Here is a 15770-nt window from a genome sequence, read left to right on the forward strand (position 1 = left end):
ATTTTAATTGTGAGATAGCACCATGACTATTTTAGATAAAATTAATGCCCAAAAGATAATCGAAGTGGCCGAAGCCAAAGCAAGCGTTTCTATTGAAGATTTAAAAGCCAGTCAATTCTTCAGTAGAAAAACCAACTCGCTTGTGGCAAGTCTTTTGGCTGAAGGCTCTACTGGAATCATTTCGGAGCATAAACGTAAATCTCCTTCCAAAGGCGTAATTAATGACCAACTCTCTGTTGAAGAAGTTACACAGGGATACGCCCAAGCAGGAGCAGCAGGTTTATCGGTGCTAACAGATAAAGATTTTTTTGGTGGTTCGAAGGAAGATTTACAAAAAGCACGTTTAGCTAATCCGAGTACGCCAATTCTTCGCAAAGATTTCATGATTGATGCATATCAAGTATATGAAGCCAAGGCTTGGGGAGCAGATGTAATCTTATTAATTGCGGCAAGCCTATCGCCACAACAAATTCAAGATTTAAGTCAAAAAGCACATGAACTTGGTTTGGAGGTATTACTCGAAGTACATGACCAAGAAGAATTAGACCGTAGTCCGCTAGCTCATGTAGACCTCGTTGGCGTGAATAATCGAAACCTTAAAAACTTTGCTGAAAATAATGTCAATGCTTCTTTAGAATTGGCCGATAAAATTCCGGCAAACATTATTAAGATTTCAGAAAGTTGTATTAGCCAGCCCGAAACAATCAATCAACTTAAGGCTGTGGGGTATAAAGGCTTCCTGATTGGAGAAACTTTCATGAAAGATGCAAATCCGGGAACAAAACTGGCCGAATTTATAGCGAAAATCTAATAAAAAGCTTAATTTTGATAGTTTTTTATACCTTTTGCTAACCTCATACTATTACCCCGAGTATGATACAATAATAAAATATGCCTGTGGGGGCAGGTATTGCTATTATGAAGATAAAAGTCTGTGGAATGCGTGATGTCGAGAACATCAAAGCACTCGTTGAATTGAAACCCGATTTTATAGGTTTTATTTTCTATGACAAGTCGCCTCGTTTTGTCGGTAATGAAATGGGTGCTGATTATATCAACTCAATTCCGAGAGAAATTAAAAAGGTAGGTGTCTTTGTCAATGCAACAGTCGATTTCATCATACAAAACGTTAGAAAGTATGGCTTAAATTATGTGCAATTGCATGGCAATGAAATGCCAGAGTATTGCAGAAGCCTTCGCCAAAAAGGAATAAGCATCATCAAAGCCTTTCGTGTAGATAATGACTTTGTTTTTGGGCAAGTAAATAATTATAAGCCACATGTCGATTTCTTTTTGTTTGATGCGAAAGGCGATGGCTATGGAGGAAATGGGGTGGCTTTCGACTGGAGTATCTTGAAAAAATACGATAATCAAAAACCATACTTTTTAGCTGGGGGCATTTCACTAGATAACATAGAGGTGTTGGATACCATTATTCCAAAACCTTATGCGATTGATGTTAATAGTAAGTTCGAAACATCACCAGGTCAGAAAGACATCGCTAAAATCTCCGAACTCATAACAAAACTTAAACCAGAGAGAGTCGAAGCATAAACAATGACAGCAGTAAAACAATCATCCTATGCCGTAAATGCAAAAGGTTATTACGGCAAGTTCGGTGGAGCATATATTCCTGAAATGCTTTATCCGAATATTGAGGAACTCCAAAATAACTATCTTGAAATTATCTATCAACCAGAATTTCAGGCTGAGTTTCATGCACTTCTCAAAGATTACGTAGGTCGTCCAACTCCCTTATATTTTGCTAATCGTTTATCGGAAAAATATCAAACAAATGTTTATCTAAAACGTGAAGACCTTTGTCATACAGGTGCACACAAGGTAAATAATACGATTGGGCAAATTCTTCTAGCTAAAAGATTAGGTAAAAATAAAATCGTTGCCGAAACAGGTGCGGGGCAGCACGGAGTAGCTACTGCCACGGTTTGTGCCTTAATGGGCCTTGAATGTATTGTGTACATGGGCGAAATAGATATTCAACGCCAAGCACCCAATGTTGCACGTATGAAAATGCTTGGTGCAGAAGTACGTCCTGCCACAAGTGGTTCAAAAACGCTCAAAGATGCTACTAACGAAGCCATGCGTCACTGGATTAATAATCCTGTCGATACACATTATATTATAGGTTCGGTAGTAGGGCCGCATCCATACCCAGATATGGTTGCACGCTTTCAGTCGGTTATTTCGGAAGAAATCCGTAGCCAATTGCTTGAAAAAATAGGTTCAGAAACACCTGATTACGTAATTGCTTGCGTAGGTGGGGGTTCAAATGCTGCGGGTGCATTCTATCATTTTCTTGATGAACCTTCAGTAAAACTCATTGCTGCCGAAGCAGGTGGGCATGGTATTCATTCTGGAATGTCAGCCGCTACTACCTTTTTAGGTAAGGAAGGTGTCCTTCACGGAAGTAAAAGTATCTTGATGCAAACTGAAGATGGCCAAGTAGTAGAACCACATTCTATTTCAGCGGGTCTTGACTACCCCGGTATTGGCCCAATGCATGCTCACTTATGGGATTCTGGTAGGGCAAAGTTCTATGCTATTACCGATGATGAATCAATCAAAGCAGGTTTTGAGTTAGCCAAACTTGAAGGTATTATTCCTGCGATTGAGTCTTCTCATGCACTGGCAGTTTTACCATATTTAAAAGCAGGGGCTAACGAAACGGTTGTTATTAACCTTTCTGGACGAGGCGATAAAGACTTAGATACTTACATGAAGTATTTATAATTTCATTCGTATTATTTTAGAAGTAATTTTATTCAACCATCAAACCATCCAAACAATGAGAACTCTTTTTCTTGCACTTGCTATTCTTTCGGTTTCATTTATGGCAAATGCTCAAACCAAAAAACAACCAACAAAAATGTTACGTCACGCCGTTTTATTCAAATTTAAAGATACAAGTAGCCCAGAAGATATTAAGAAAGTAGAAGATGCTTTTCGTGCATTGCCTACTAAAATTAAAGAAATTGCAGATTTTGAGTGGGGAACAAATAATAGTCCAGAAAATCTAAACCAAGGATTTACGCATTTATTCTTTGTTTCATTCAAATCTGAGAAAGACCGCGAAGTGTATCTTCCGCATCCAGCCCACAAAGCTTTTGTTGAAGTACTCGGACCCCATCTTGATAAAGTATTAGTGCTCGACTATTGGGCAGGGAAATAATTTTATAAGCAAACACTTTAGTTTGCTCAGGTAAAATAATTTTCCAGTACAGTAGATTAAACAAAAATCATGAATAGAATTACCAAGCTTTTCCAAGAAAAGCCCAACAATGTATTAAACATATATTTTACTGCAGGATTTCCAAGTCTTAATAATACAGTAGCAGTACTCGAAGCTTTGCAAGAAGCAGGTGCCGATATTGCCGAAATCGGAATGCCTTACTCCGACCCTGTTGCCGATGGTGAAACTATTCAACAGTCAAACCAAGTGGCTCTCGAAAATGGCATGAGTTTGAAAGTGCTTTTCGAGCAACTTCAAGGAGCAAGAACGAAAGTCTCTTTACCTATTATATTAATGGGTTATATCAATCCTGTTCTCCAATTTGGTTTAGAAGCCTTTTGTCAAAAATGTCAAGAGGTTGGAGTCGATGGCCTAATCTTACCCGATTTGCCAATGGATGAGTATTACGAAGAATACAAACCTATTTTCGATAAGTATGGTTTGTTAAATATCTTCCTAATAACACCTCAAACTTCCGAGCAACGTATCAGAAGAATTGATGAAATTTCTAATGGCTTTATATATATGGTAAGTAGTGCCAGTGTAACGGGAGGAACTTCGGGTATTACCGATACAATGGAAGCTTATTTCAATCGAGTAAATGCTATGAATCTTCGTAACCCTCGCCTCATTGGCTTTGGTATCAAAGATAATGCGACTTTCACTAAGGCAAGCCAGTACGCTGCAGGTGCAATTATTGGAAGCCAGTTTATTAGAGTGTTACAAAATTCCTCGCAAGAGACCCTACACCAAGATATAGTTTCTTATATTAAGGCTGTGAAAGGCTAAGTCATGAAACCAAAGAATCTATGAAAACATTTATATTAATATTATGTGTCTTCATAAGTTCTTTGGTTTTTTCACAATCAGATACTTATCGCCCCAAACTTCGCATCTACCCTCACTTCGGTATTGGCTGGGCTTTTCCTCCAAGTATTGACCCTCAGAACAGTGGTTTAGTTTTAGAAAAAAAAATACTCCGGAATTACGTCATTGGTGATATCATCACTTCTTCGGGGCAAACTAAGAGTATTTACAAAATGACTAATTCCATTGGTTTGGATTTTAATTATCAAATTGCTAAGCGATGGTCAGTAAATTTAGGCCTTAATCGAGCTATGCAAGTAAATATATTGAATGACCCAGACCCAATCAGGTTGTCGAATAATACCGAATATACTATTTGGATTTATGCTTATAAGTATTCATCAATTGCTTTAGGGTTTCGATATAATCGTTTTGATAAGTTTTTTCAGCTAAATAGTCATGTGGCCAATATCGCACAAGAAGCCATTACGAATGATAATAGTTCAGGTAGTGGTGTAATAACTAATGGCAATGGTTTATCAAGTACTACACTGGCTCTAAAGAATAAGACTTTTATAATTGCTCCTGAATTTGGTGTTACTGGTGTTAGTTCGTTCGACCTCCCAATGGAACTGAGCGTTGGGGCTTACATACCTACTTCTTTCTTTCTTAAACAAGAAGCTACTTTTTTTCGGAATAATTCTCCAGCGGGTACGAATCTGCTAAAATTTAACCAAGGTGCACTATGGATAAAAGTTAAAGTACCTATTACTTTATGGACTAGAAGTGCAAGAAAACCAAAACTAGAGGTAGTATCTAAAGCAAATCTACCTAAGGTTATAGAATATGAAGGTAGAAAAGTAAGTACTGGAGAGAAAGTAGTACTAAGGAATATTCAGTTTGAACAAGGAAAATCAGCTCTTAGCACTACAGCAATGGCTGAACTTGACCGAATTGAGGATTTAATGAATCAATCTTCAAGTATGATAATTGAGATAATCGGACATACTTCCGATGAGGGAGACCGTAATAGTAATATCGAGTTATCGCTTATTCGTGCAAAAGCCTGTAAAGAGTATTTAGTTAAGAACGGAATTAAGGCAAATCGTATTCAAGTACGAGGAATGGGACCAGACCAGCCTATATCTAAAATTGATAAATCTCTCAATCGTCGCGTAGAAATGCAAATTATCCGTATGTAATAGTGTTTCTTTTCTGTTAATTCTCAATTTAAACCTAACGTTTAAGTCTCTTTTGTATTTATTTCAAAAAAAATATAGGATAATAAGAAGAAGTTGTTGTGTTATTTGTGTGGTAGAAATTGATAAGTAACTGAGGGTGAGGGTAGTAGGCAAAACTGCTTAAAAAATGTATTTGTGTAGGGTATTGCGTTATAAAATAAAGTTAGTACCTTTGCACTCCCAAACGACGGAGACGGAGAGCGGGGAGGAAGATAAACGTTACGTAGCAGGAGCATGGTAAACTAGTCTAGAAAAAAAATGCGAAATAATTTGGAGATAAGAAATTAAATTCAGAATTTTGCACCCCGATTAAGAGAGTAACGAAGAGAGAGTGGTTAAGGAGATTAAGAGGGTAAAAAAATAAGTGTAAAATAATTTGGAGATAAGAAATTAAATTCAGAATTTTGCACCCCGATTAAGAGAGTAACGAAGAGAGAGTGGTTAAGGAGATTAAGAGGGTAAAAAAATAAGTGTAAAATAATTTGGAAATAAGAAATTAAATTCAGAATTTTGCACCCCGATTAAGAGAGTAACGAAGGAAGAGTAGTGAAATTGAGATTAAGTTTAAAAAAAGTTGCAAAAATATTTGGTTTTAAAAATTGAATCTAGTAACTTTGCAATCCGTTTCGGAAAGTAGAAATGGAAATAGAGAGAAGAAAAACTGGAGTTAACAAATTGATTAACAAGGTTTTACAAGTTTAGCTGAAAGGGTTTCAGAGATGGAATTGGGAGTAAGTTGAATAAAGTTCCTTAACTTATTGGGAGAGCAAATGCAAGCTTTAAGATTTTAAGTAGTCAGGCAAACTTGATATTTACAATGGAGAGTTTGATCCTGGCTCAGGATGAACGCTAGCGGCGGGCTTAATACATGCAAGTCAAGGGGTAGCAATACACCGGCGTACGGGTGCGTAACGCGTATGGAACCTGCCCTTATCTGGGGGATAACTCGGGGAAACTCGAGCTAATACCGCATAAGATAGTAGAATGGCATCATTCAGCTATTAAAGATTTATCGGATAAGGATGGCCATGCGTAAGATTAGATAGTTGGTGGGGTAACGGCTCACCAAGTCTACGATCTTTAGGGGCTCTGAGAGGAGAATCCCCCACACTGGCACTGAGATACGGGCCAGACTCCTACGGGAGGCAGCAGTAGGGAATATTGGGCAATGGGCGGAAGCCTGACCCAGCCACGCCGCGTGCAGGAAGAAGGCCCTCTGGGTTGTAAACTGCTTTTGATTGGGAAGAAAGCATCTCATGCGTGAGATTTTGACGGTACCAATCGAATAAGCCACGGCTAACTACGTGCCAGCAGCCGCGGTAATACGTAGGTGGCGAGCGTTATCCGGATTTATTGGGTTTAAAGGGTGCGTAGGCGGCTGATTAAGTCAGCGGTGAAAGGTAGCAGCTTAACTGTTTTACATGCCGTTGATACTGGTTAGCTTGAGTTGACAGAAGGCAGATAGAATTCCTGGTGTAGCGGTGAAATGCTTAGATACCAGGAGGAATACCGATTGCGAAGGCAGTCTGCTGCAGTCACACTGACGCTGAGGCACGAAGGTGCGGGGATCAAACAGGATTAGATACCCTGGTAGTCCGCACAGTAAACGATGATTACTAGATGTTGGCGTAAGCCAGTGTCCAAGGGAAACCGATAAGTAATCCACCTGGGGAGTACGCCGGCAACGGTGAAACTCAAAGGAATTGACGGGGGTCCGCACAAGCGGTGGAGCATGTGGTTTAATTCGATGATACGCGAGGAACCTTACCTGGACTAGAATGTGAGGGAATTATTCAGAAATGGATAAGTCAGCAATGACCCAAAACAAGGTGCTGCATGGCTGTCGTCAGTTCGTGCCGTGAGGTGTTGGGTTAAGTCCCGCAACGAACGCAACCCCTGTTATCTGTTGCCAGCGAGTTAAGTCGGGGACTCAGATAAGACTGCCTACGCAAGTAGAGAGGAAGGAGGGGACGACGTCAAGTCATCATGGCCCTTACGTCCAGGGCAACACACGTGCTACAATGGACAATACAGAGTGTTGCGAGCTAGCAATAGTAAGCCAATCACAAAAAGTTGTTCACAGTTCGGATTGGGGTCTGCAACTCGACCCTATGAAGCTGGAATCGCTAGTAATCGAATATCAGCTATGATTCGGTGAATACGTTCCCGGACCTTGTACACACCGCCCGTCAAGCCATGGAAGTTGGGTAGACCTGAAGCGGAAGGTAAAAGATTTCGTTAGGGTAGAATCAGTAACTGGGGCTAAGTCGTAACAAGGTAGCCGTACCGGAAGGTGTGGCTGGAACACCTCCTTTTTAGAGAATTTCTAACAAAGAAAAAACGACTGACACTTAAAATTTTGCATTTGTTCTCTTAATTTAAGTTATTTAATTTGAGAAGAGAATCGGACGATTACGGAGTAGAGTAATAGTTCTGATACGAGGGCTTGTAGCTCAGGTGGTTAGAGCGTTACACTGATAATGTAAAGGTCCGTGGTTCGAGTCCACGCAGGCCCACCACTAAGTTGAGAGACATTTAATGGGGATTTAGCTCAGCTGGCTAGAGCACCTGCTTTGCAAGCAGGGGGTCAACGGTTCGAATCCGTTATTCTCCACAGAAAGTAAAAGTTATCGATAAAGGACTGATAACTTATAATTTAAGAGGGTATTTATACCACAATTTAATTGAACCAGCTAAAAGTTTGTTATTTAGCACAGCTTGGTAGATAGCAGGCGGTTGGTAGAGATTAAAAAGAGTTCATTGACATGTTGGCAGAGAGATAAAATTATAATGAGAAGAGTTATGAAAGGGCGTACGGAGGATGCCTAGGGTCTCAGAGGCGAAGAAGGACGTGATAAGCTGCGATAAGCTGCGGGGATTGGCACATACAAGTTAATCCGCAGATTTCCGAATGGGGCAACCCGGTGACTTGAAGAGTCATCACCATCCAAGATGGAGCTAACCCGGTGAACTGAAACATCTAAGTAACCGGAGGAACAAAAAACAACAGTGATTCCGCAAGTAGTGGCGAGCGAACGCGGAGAAGCCCAAACCTATTTTGTTACGGCAAAGTAGGGGTTATAGGACTGCATTTAGAATATTAGATTAAGCTGAACAGGTTGGGAAGCCTGGCGAAACAGTGTGATAGCCACGTAAGCGTAAGATTTAATGGACGAGCAGTATCCTGAGTAGGTGGGGACCAGTGGAATCCCCTCTGAATTCGGCAGTACCATCTGCCAAGGCTAAATACTCCTGAGACACCGATAGTGAACTAGTACTGTGAAGGAAAGGTGAAAAGCACCGAGAGTATCGGAGTGAAAAGAACCTGAAACCGTACGCTTACAAGCGGTCGGAGCTGGCAAGTCCAGTGACGGCGTGCCTTTTGCATAATGACCCTACGAGTTACCGTCCCCGGCAAGATTAAGCTATTAAGTAGTGTAGTCGAAGCGAAAGCAAGTCTGAATAGGGCGAATAGTCGGTGGCGGTAGACGCGAAACCTTGTGATCTACCCATGGTCAGGATGAAGTGTTGGTAACACAACATGGAGGTCCGAACCAGTTAACGTTGAAAAGTTTTTGGATGAACTGTGGGTAGGGGTGAAAGGCTAATCAAACTGGGAAATAGCTCGTACTCTCCGAAATGTATTTAGGTACAGCGTCAAGGTTGAGTTATATCGAGGTAGAGCTACTGATAGGATGCGGGGGAGTCAAATCCTACCAAATTCTGACAAACTCCGAATGCGGTATAATATACTTGGCAGTGAGGGCTTGGGTGCTAAGGTCCAAGTCCGAAAGGGAAAGAACCCAGAACTACAGCTAAGGTCTCTAAATCTATACTAAGTTGAACTAAGGAAGTCTGACTGCAGTGACAGCCAGGATGTTTGCTTGGAAGCAGCAATCATTTAAAGAGTGCGTAACAGCTCACTGGTCGAGCGGGGCGGGCATCGATAATAAACGGGCATCAAGTATAGTACCGAAGCTTAGTCAAGGCGTAAGTCTTGGGTAGGAGAGCATTCTATATGCGGCGAATGTGTACTGCGAGGTATGCTGGAGCGTATAGAAAAGCAAATGTAGGGATAAGTAGCGATAATGTATGTGAGAACCATACACACCGAAAGACTAAGGATTCCTCAGCTACGTCAATCAACTGAGGGTTAGTCGGGTCCTAAGGATAATGCGAAAGCAGAAGCCGATGGCAAGCAGGTTAATATTCCTGCACTGGTGATGGTGCGATGCGGGGACGGAGTGAGGAGATTTATACGTTCTGACGGAATAGAGCGTTGAGAGGAGGCTTAGGCTGAATCGAATGAGTCGAATTGCTTCCAAGAAAAGCCGCTAAGCTTCAGCCATTAACCACCCGTACCGTAAACCGACACAGGTAGTCGAGGCGAGAAGCCTAAGGTGCTCGAGTGAGTCACAGCTAAGGAACTCGGCAAATTAACCCTGTAACTTCGGGAGAAGGGGAGCCTACGCAAGTAGGCCGCAGAGAAATGGCCCAGGCGACTGTTTAACAAAAACACATGGCTTTGCTAAGTTTAATGACGAAGTATAAGGCCTGACACCTGCCCGGTGCTGGAAGGTTAAGAGGGGATGTCATCGCAAGAGAAGCATTGAATCGAAGCCCCAGTAAACGGCGGCCGTAACTATAACGGTCCTAAGGTAGCGAAATTCCTTGTCGGGTAAGTTCCGACCTGCACGAATGGTGTAACGATCTGGGCACTGTCTCAGCTGTGAGCTCGGCGAAATTGTAGTAGCGGTGAAGATGCCGCTTACCCGCCACGGGACGGAAAGACCCCGTGAACCTTTACTATAGCTTAGCGTTGAATTCGGGTAACTGATGTGTAGGATAGGTGGGAGGCTGTGAATGGGCGTCGCTAGGCGTTCAGGAGCCAACGTTGAAATACCACCCTTTGGTTATTTGGATTCTAACTTGTCAAAGACGAGGACACCGCTTGGTGGGTAGTTTGACTGGGGTGGTCGCCTCCAAAAGAGTAACGGAGGCTTCCAAAGGTGACCTCAGCACGCTTGGTAACCGTGCGTTGAGTGCAATAGCATAAGGTCGCTTGACAGTGAGACATACAAGTCGAGCTGGATGGAAACATGGGTATAGTGATCCGGCGGTTCTGTATGGAAGGGCCGTCGCTCAAAGGATAAAAGGTACTCCGGGGATAACAGGCTGATCTCCCCCAAGAGCTCACATCGACGGGGAGGTTTGGCACCTCGATGTCGGCTCGTCACATCCTGGGGCTGGAGAAGGTCCCAAGGGTTCGGCTGTTCGCCGATTAAAGTGGCACGCGAGCTGGGTTCAGAACGTCGTGAGACAGTTCGGTCCCTATCTGTGGTGGGCGTAGGAAGATTGAGAGGTTCTGACTTTAGTACGAGAGGACCGAGTTGGACGTACCGCTGGTGCATCTGTTGTCCTGCCAAGGGCACGGCAGAGTAGCCAAGTACGGACGGGATAAACGCTGAAAGCATCTAAGTGTGAAACCCACCTCAAGATGAGTCTTCCATTGAGATACGTTATAGACTATGACGTTGATAGGTTGCAGGTGTAGAAGTGGTAACACTAAGCCGAGCAATACTAATGAATCGAGGACTCTTTTATTTACATTATAATTTTATCTTTCTGTAACATAAGTCATGAATAATTAAAAGATATTGAGTTAAGGCTCAGACAATCTTCATGGTGTTAATAGGGCGGGTGTTCACCTCTTCCCATCTCGAACAGAGAAGTTAAGCCCCGCACCGCCGATGGTACTAATGTCAAAATTGGGAGAGTAGGTAGACGCCAGGATTTCATTAAACAAAAAGGCAGCTCACAAGGTTGCCTTTTTTAGTTGTTTATAGGCTTCAAAAAGACAATAATACCCCCCGAAGAATATCAGGAAATACTCAATATCTCTTGAGTTAAACCCCTGAATGTGAAGGAATAACCAGCTTCTTGACCATTAATTAGTTGGCCAACAGGTGCCTGAGCAGAGATAAGCATAATTTTTTTACCTTCAATTTCAATAATTCCGGCACCAACCGATACAAAAAAAAGACCCATAGTTGTTTCAACCAAAGCCCCGAAAGTTACTTTTGTAGGAGTAAAATCGGGGTCAATTTTATCTAGAGAAAGCCGTTCTTGGCGTGCTTGTTCATACATTCTTCCGTTCATTTCACGATCTATTTGTCCCATAGCACGAGCAGTTTCGTATTTATCTCCTGCCGAACTTTTCCCTTCTTCATTAGCAGAGTTTTTGGCTGCTTCCATCGCCTCAAATGAGGTTTTCATTCTATTTTCTAAAAGTTCTTTTACTTTTTCTAACAATACTTTCTTCATACAAATTCTAACAAATTATATAGCATTAATTCCTCCAGTTAGATTAAAGAGATTATTAAAACCAAAAGTTTCTTCTAATATTTTAATGGCTTTTTTACTTCTAATGCCACTTTGGCAATGAATAATTACGGTTTTTTCACGACTTATATTTGTAATATGTTTTTCAAGTTCGGAAAGTGGCATTAGTTCACCGCCAATATTTCGAACCTTATATTCATGCGTTTCTCGAACGTCAATCAACTGATAATTATCCAAAAACTTTAACTCTTCGAATGATATCTCATTAGCAGATTTTAAGCCGCAAAAGCTCTCATAATCAATTAGTTGTGTGATTTTGGGTGTTTCAGGTGATTTTGGAATTTTAATTATTCTACTCTGCATTGAAAGCGTGTCAAGAATAAAAAGTTTTCCAGCTAAAGTTTCCCCTATTTCTGTGATGACTTTTATTGCTTCTAAAGCTTGCATCGAACCAATTATTCCGGGTAGCACACCTAATACACCTGCTTCTGCACAGTTTGGTGCCTGTTCGGGAGGGGGTGGTGAAGGAAATAAATCTCGATATGTAACTGAATTTTTATAATTGAAGACAGCAACTTGACCTTCAAAGCGGTGAATAGCACCATAGACAAAAGGTTTGTTTAGCAGCACACAAGCATCATTTACAAGATAACGCGTTGGGAAATTATCGGTTCCATCAATGATTAGGTCATAATTGCTGAAAATCTCTAAAGCGTTTTGAGTGGTAAGTCGTGTTTGGTGTAATTCGATATCTACTAAAGGATTAAGTGCATGTAAACGATTGGCCGCCTGCTCAATTTTAGATTGCCCAACAGAGGAAGTGCTATATAAAATTTGCCTTTGAAGATTACTTTCATCAATGGTATCATTTTCGACTAAACCTAAAGTTCCAATTCCTGCAGCAGCTAAATATAGTAAAATAGGACTTCCGAGTCCACCACAACCAATCACTAAAACTTTTGAATTCTTTAGCTTTATTTGACCTTCTTCACCAAATTCTGGCATGAGCATTTGGCGGTTATAACGTTTGAATTCTTCAGGAATAAGCATATTTATGAGTAATACTTGAAGCGATTTTATTAAAATATGTTAAAATTATACACCATACATGAACTATTATCAAGAATCAGACGTAAATCTATCGTTATTACATAGTTTTTTTATATAAATACTAATTTTTAGACTAAAAGTACGTTTATTTGTTATTCATAAAAAATTTAATTCTAATAAGTACATCATTAAGAAATGAAAAAAACAATTATTGCTTTCGCTACAACTATTCTGATAACACAACTCTCGTTTGCACAAGGGAGCAAAGCACCAGCATCTAAACCTAAAGTACCAGTTACTAAACCAGCAGCACCAGTAAAATCGGTTGTGGTAGCTACTAATAATGGAATGAAAAATACTGTTGATTCATTAAGTTATGCGATTGGAATGAATATCGCTGGAAACTTAAAACAACAAAATTTGAAAGTTAATTCAGAAATGATGGCCAAAGCAATCGACCAAGTTTTAGCAGGACAAGCTACTTGGATGGAACCTAATGCTGCCAATGCCTATATTCAAGGATATTTTCAGAATGAATCTATGAAGAAAGGGGCTGCTAACAAAGCAGTTGGTGATAAATTCTTAGCTGCAAATAAAACTAAAACTGGCGTGGTTACATTACCAAGTGGCTTACAGTATCAAATTATGAAAGAGGGTAATGGAGCGAAACCAGCATCATCTGACAGAGTACGTGTACATTATCATGGAACATTGATTGATGGTTCTGTTTTTGATAGTTCAGTAGAGCGTGGTGAACCAGCAGAGTTTGGAGTAACTCAAGTAATTCAAGGTTGGGTTGAAGCTCTTCAACTAATGCCAGTAGGTTCTAAGTGGAAACTATTTATTCCTTCTGATTTAGCTTATGGTCCACAAGGTCCACCGAGTATCGGTCCGAATCAAGTGTTGATTTTTGAAGTAGAGTTATTAGATATTGTTAAATAAATAGAACTCCCCTAATGGGGCGGGCTGCATAATCCCGAGGGTGGTTATGATACAAATTATGAAAAGAATCATCGTTTTGCTGACCTTAACTGGTCTTTTTGGTTGCTTTGAAAATAAAGCACAAAATCAGAGTTCGTCGCCCACTTATGGCTATAACGACTTAAAACCAACTCGTACGCAGGAGCAAGTTGAGCAATTTGCTACGCAGTTTCTAAGCTACCATCATTACCAAAAGTTTAAGTTAGACGATGATTTTTCGGCAAAAGTATGGGATAATTTTTTAAAAGATGTTGATGGTGGACATTCGTATTTACTTGAAAGTGATATCAAATCATTTGAAAAATACAGATACAGCATTGATGAAAACTTACTTGAAGGAGATTTAACCGCACCGTTTGAGGTGTTTAACCTTTATCGTAAACGCTATAAAGAACGCCACGATTTTATCATGGGCTTATTAGATAAGCCATTCGATTTTACAGTTGATGAATCGTATGAAACTGATCGTGATAAAGCTACATGGGCAAAAAATACGGCAGAGTTAGACGATGTTTGGCGTAAGATTGTAAAAAGCCAAGTTCTTGATTTGAAGCTAAGTGGAAGTAAAGATAGTGCAACAATAGCTACACTAAAAGACCGCTACAAGCGTTGGGAAAGTAGAATAGCAAAGTGGAGAGCTGATGATGTGTTTCAGTCGTTTATGAACGCCTTTTCAGAGACAATAGACCCACATACAAATTACATGATTCCGAGTACAGCGGCTCAATTTAATATTGAAATGAGCCAGTCGGTTGAAGGAATTGGTGCTTCGTTACAAAATGAAGGTGACTATGTGAAAATTGCCGAGATTATTCCAGGAGGGCCATTGTTTAAAAGCGGTCAGGCTACAAAGAATGATAGAATTGTGGCAGTTGCACAAGGTGAAAATGGTCAATGGCAAGACATTGTTGGTTGGTTGACAGATGATGCGGTGAAACTAATTCGCGGTACAAAAGGAACAGTTGTGCGTGTTAGATTATTACCAGGTGATGCACCTGCGGGTTCGCCTACAAAAGAGCTTCGTTTAGTTCGTGAAAAGGTAAAACTTGAAGAAGCTGTTGCCAAGGGTAAAGTTGTACCGATGAAAAAAGACGGTAAAGATTATAAGCTTGGGGTAATTGATATTCCGATGTTTTATCGTGACTTTGAAGATGCCCGCCGTGGTGGAGATTTTCAAAGTACAACCAAAGATGTCAGACGTTTCTTGACAGAATTTAAAGCCAAAGGCGTAGATGGGGTAGTGATAGACTTACGCAACAATGGAGGCGGTTCATTAACGGAAGCGATTAACCTAACTGGATTATTCATTACGAAAGGACCAGTTGTACAACGACGTGATAATAACGGAAGTGTTGATGTAGAAAGCGATACTGACCCAGAAGTTGTTTATGGTGGCCCATTAGTTATTCTTCAAAATCGTTTTAGTGCATCGGCATCTGAAATTTTTGCAGGTGCAATTCAAGATTATAAACGTGGTGTAATTGTTGGAGAACAATCATTTGGTAAAGGAACCGTCCAGCAATTGGTTGATTTAGACCAATTCTTATTGTCTCCCCGCACAGCGTCAACAGATAAAAAAGCTACTGTTGGTTTTGACCAAAAAGAAAGATACGGGCAATTAAAACTGACCACTGAGAAGTTTTATCGTATAACTGGTAATAGTACGCAACGTAAAGGGGTATCAGCAGATATTCAATTACCTACGCCTTTTGACCCAGAAGAAATGGGAGAAAGTTCGCAGCCAAGTGCATTACCTTATGACCAAATCAAAACTTCAGACTACGAAAAAACAACAGTCATCAACGATAAGGTTATTGCTAAGCTACAAGAAAAATATCAAGCTCGATTGAAATCAGACCAAGAGTTGAAACAGTTAACAGATGATTTAGATGAGTACCGTAAGATTAAAGATATTACAGTAATTTCGCTCAATGAAGCCAAACGTAAACAAGAGCGTGACGAAAATGAAAAACGCAGAAAAGCCGTTAATAAATTGAGTGCTGGCGAGAAAGATGAAAAGGAGAAAGACCTTATTTTGACGGAAGCCGAAAGAATACTTTGTGATTTAATCACAAATCCAAAATAAGAGGAATGTATTT

Annotated in this window: 10 protein-coding genes, 2 tRNA genes and 3 rRNA genes; 13 read left to right on the forward strand and 2 right to left on the reverse strand. The window is 40.5% G+C overall.

Annotated elements, in window-relative coordinates; translation table 11 throughout:
• Window positions 1-22 precede the first annotated feature (22 nt).
• The 11 genes from trpC (at window position 23) to rrf (ending at window position 11091) form a co-directional block, all read left to right on the forward strand.
• On the forward strand, window positions 23-811 hold the full coding sequence (trpC, locus tag EMTOL_RS08760) for an indole-3-glycerol phosphate synthase TrpC (RefSeq protein ID WP_015028922.1): 789 nt from the start codon (window positions 23-25) through the stop codon (window positions 809-811).
• A gap of 107 nt (window positions 812-918) precedes the next feature.
• Window positions 919-1554: a phosphoribosylanthranilate isomerase gene (locus tag EMTOL_RS08765; RefSeq protein ID WP_041694021.1), complete on the forward strand. Its 636-nt coding sequence runs from the start codon at window positions 919-921 to the stop codon at window positions 1552-1554.
• A 3-nt stretch (window positions 1555-1557) separates the two neighbouring features.
• Window positions 1558-2751 carry a tryptophan synthase subunit beta gene (trpB, locus tag EMTOL_RS08770; RefSeq protein ID WP_015028924.1) on the forward strand — a complete coding sequence of 398 codons (1194 nt, stop codon included), beginning with the start codon at window positions 1558-1560 and terminating at the stop codon, window positions 2749-2751.
• A gap of 100 nt (window positions 2752-2851) precedes the next feature.
• Entirely contained in the window at window positions 2852-3190 is a 339-nt protein-coding gene (locus EMTOL_RS08775) for a Dabb family protein (RefSeq protein ID WP_305953294.1), read from the forward strand.
• A 69-nt stretch (window positions 3191-3259) separates the two neighbouring features.
• The gene (gene trpA, locus EMTOL_RS08780) at window positions 3260-4039 is read left to right on the forward strand and encodes a tryptophan synthase subunit alpha (protein ID WP_015028926.1); all 780 of its coding nucleotides are present in this window, start codon (window positions 3260-3262) and stop codon (window positions 4037-4039) included.
• A gap of 20 nt (window positions 4040-4059) precedes the next feature.
• Window positions 4060-5259: an OmpA family protein gene (locus EMTOL_RS21745; protein ID WP_083842375.1), complete on the forward strand. Its 1200-nt coding sequence runs from the start codon at window positions 4060-4062 to the stop codon at window positions 5257-5259.
• 853 nt (window positions 5260-6112) lie between these two features.
• Window positions 6113-7613 (forward strand): 16S ribosomal RNA (locus EMTOL_RS08790).
• Window positions 7614-7740: 127 nt separating this feature from the next.
• Window positions 7741-7817 (forward strand) — tRNA-Ile (locus EMTOL_RS08795).
• Between the two features lie 21 nt (window positions 7818-7838).
• A tRNA-Ala gene (locus tag EMTOL_RS08800) sits at window positions 7839-7912 on the forward strand.
• A gap of 179 nt (window positions 7913-8091) precedes the next feature.
• Window positions 8092-10902: ribosomal RNA gene (locus tag EMTOL_RS08805) — 23S ribosomal RNA — on the forward strand.
• Window positions 10903-10979: 77 nt separating this feature from the next.
• Window positions 10980-11091 (forward strand): 5S ribosomal RNA (rrf, locus tag EMTOL_RS08810).
• Together the 16S, 23S and 5S rRNA genes with 2 tRNA genes alongside form the textbook arrangement of a ribosomal RNA operon.
• Window positions 11092-11178: 87 nt before the next feature.
• On the opposite strand, the gene EMTOL_RS08815 is transcribed toward rrf, so the two are convergent.
• Window positions 11179-11622 (reverse strand): hypothetical protein, encoded by a 444-nt coding sequence (locus EMTOL_RS08815; protein WP_015028928.1) that lies wholly within the window; start codon window positions 11620-11622, stop codon window positions 11179-11181.
• A 15-nt stretch (window positions 11623-11637) separates the two neighbouring features.
• On the reverse strand, window positions 11638-12690 hold the full coding sequence (gene moeB, locus EMTOL_RS08820) for a molybdopterin-synthase adenylyltransferase MoeB (RefSeq protein ID WP_015028929.1): 1053 nt from the start codon (window positions 12688-12690) through the stop codon (window positions 11638-11640).
• A gap of 195 nt (window positions 12691-12885) precedes the next feature.
• Here moeB and bamJ point away from each other — a divergent pair, with 195 nt between their 5' ends.
• Window positions 12886-13632, forward strand: coding sequence for a BamJ family beta-barrel-assembly machinery protein (gene bamJ, locus EMTOL_RS08825; RefSeq protein ID WP_015028930.1), 747 nt, complete (start codon window positions 12886-12888; stop codon window positions 13630-13632).
• 58 nt (window positions 13633-13690) lie between these two features.
• Window positions 13691-15757, forward strand: coding sequence for a carboxy terminal-processing peptidase (locus EMTOL_RS08830; RefSeq protein WP_052315360.1), 2067 nt, complete (start codon window positions 13691-13693; stop codon window positions 15755-15757).
• Window positions 15758-15770: the final 13 nt, after the last annotated feature.

It is taken from the genome of Emticicia oligotrophica DSM 17448, assembly GCF_000263195.1.
Taxonomy (GTDB): domain Bacteria; phylum Bacteroidota; class Bacteroidia; order Cytophagales; family Spirosomataceae; genus Emticicia; species Emticicia oligotrophica.

Coding starts and splice junctions, on each gene's coding strand:
- trpC (WP_015028922.1), top strand. CDS start 23: ATGACTATTTTAGATAAAATTAATGCCCAAAAGATAATCGAAGTGGCC.
- EMTOL_RS08765 (WP_041694021.1), top strand. CDS start 919: ATGAAGATAAAAGTCTGTGGAATGCGTGATGTCGAGAACATCAAAGCA.
- trpB (WP_015028924.1), top strand. CDS start 1,558: ATGACAGCAGTAAAACAATCATCCTATGCCGTAAATGCAAAAGGTTAT.
- EMTOL_RS08775 (WP_305953294.1), top strand. CDS start 2,852: ATGGCAAATGCTCAAACCAAAAAACAACCAACAAAAATGTTACGTCAC.
- trpA (WP_015028926.1), top strand. CDS start 3,260: ATGAATAGAATTACCAAGCTTTTCCAAGAAAAGCCCAACAATGTATTA.
- EMTOL_RS21745 (WP_083842375.1), top strand. CDS start 4,060: ATGAAAACATTTATATTAATATTATGTGTCTTCATAAGTTCTTTGGTT.
- EMTOL_RS08815 (WP_015028928.1), bottom strand. CDS start 11,622: ATGAAGAAAGTATTGTTAGAAAAAGTAAAAGAACTTTTAGAAAATAGA.
- moeB (WP_015028929.1), bottom strand. CDS start 12,690: ATGCTTATTCCTGAAGAATTCAAACGTTATAACCGCCAAATGCTCATG.
- bamJ (WP_015028930.1), top strand. CDS start 12,886: ATGAAAAAAACAATTATTGCTTTCGCTACAACTATTCTGATAACACAA.
- EMTOL_RS08830 (WP_052315360.1), top strand. CDS start 13,691: ATGAAAAGAATCATCGTTTTGCTGACCTTAACTGGTCTTTTTGGTTGC.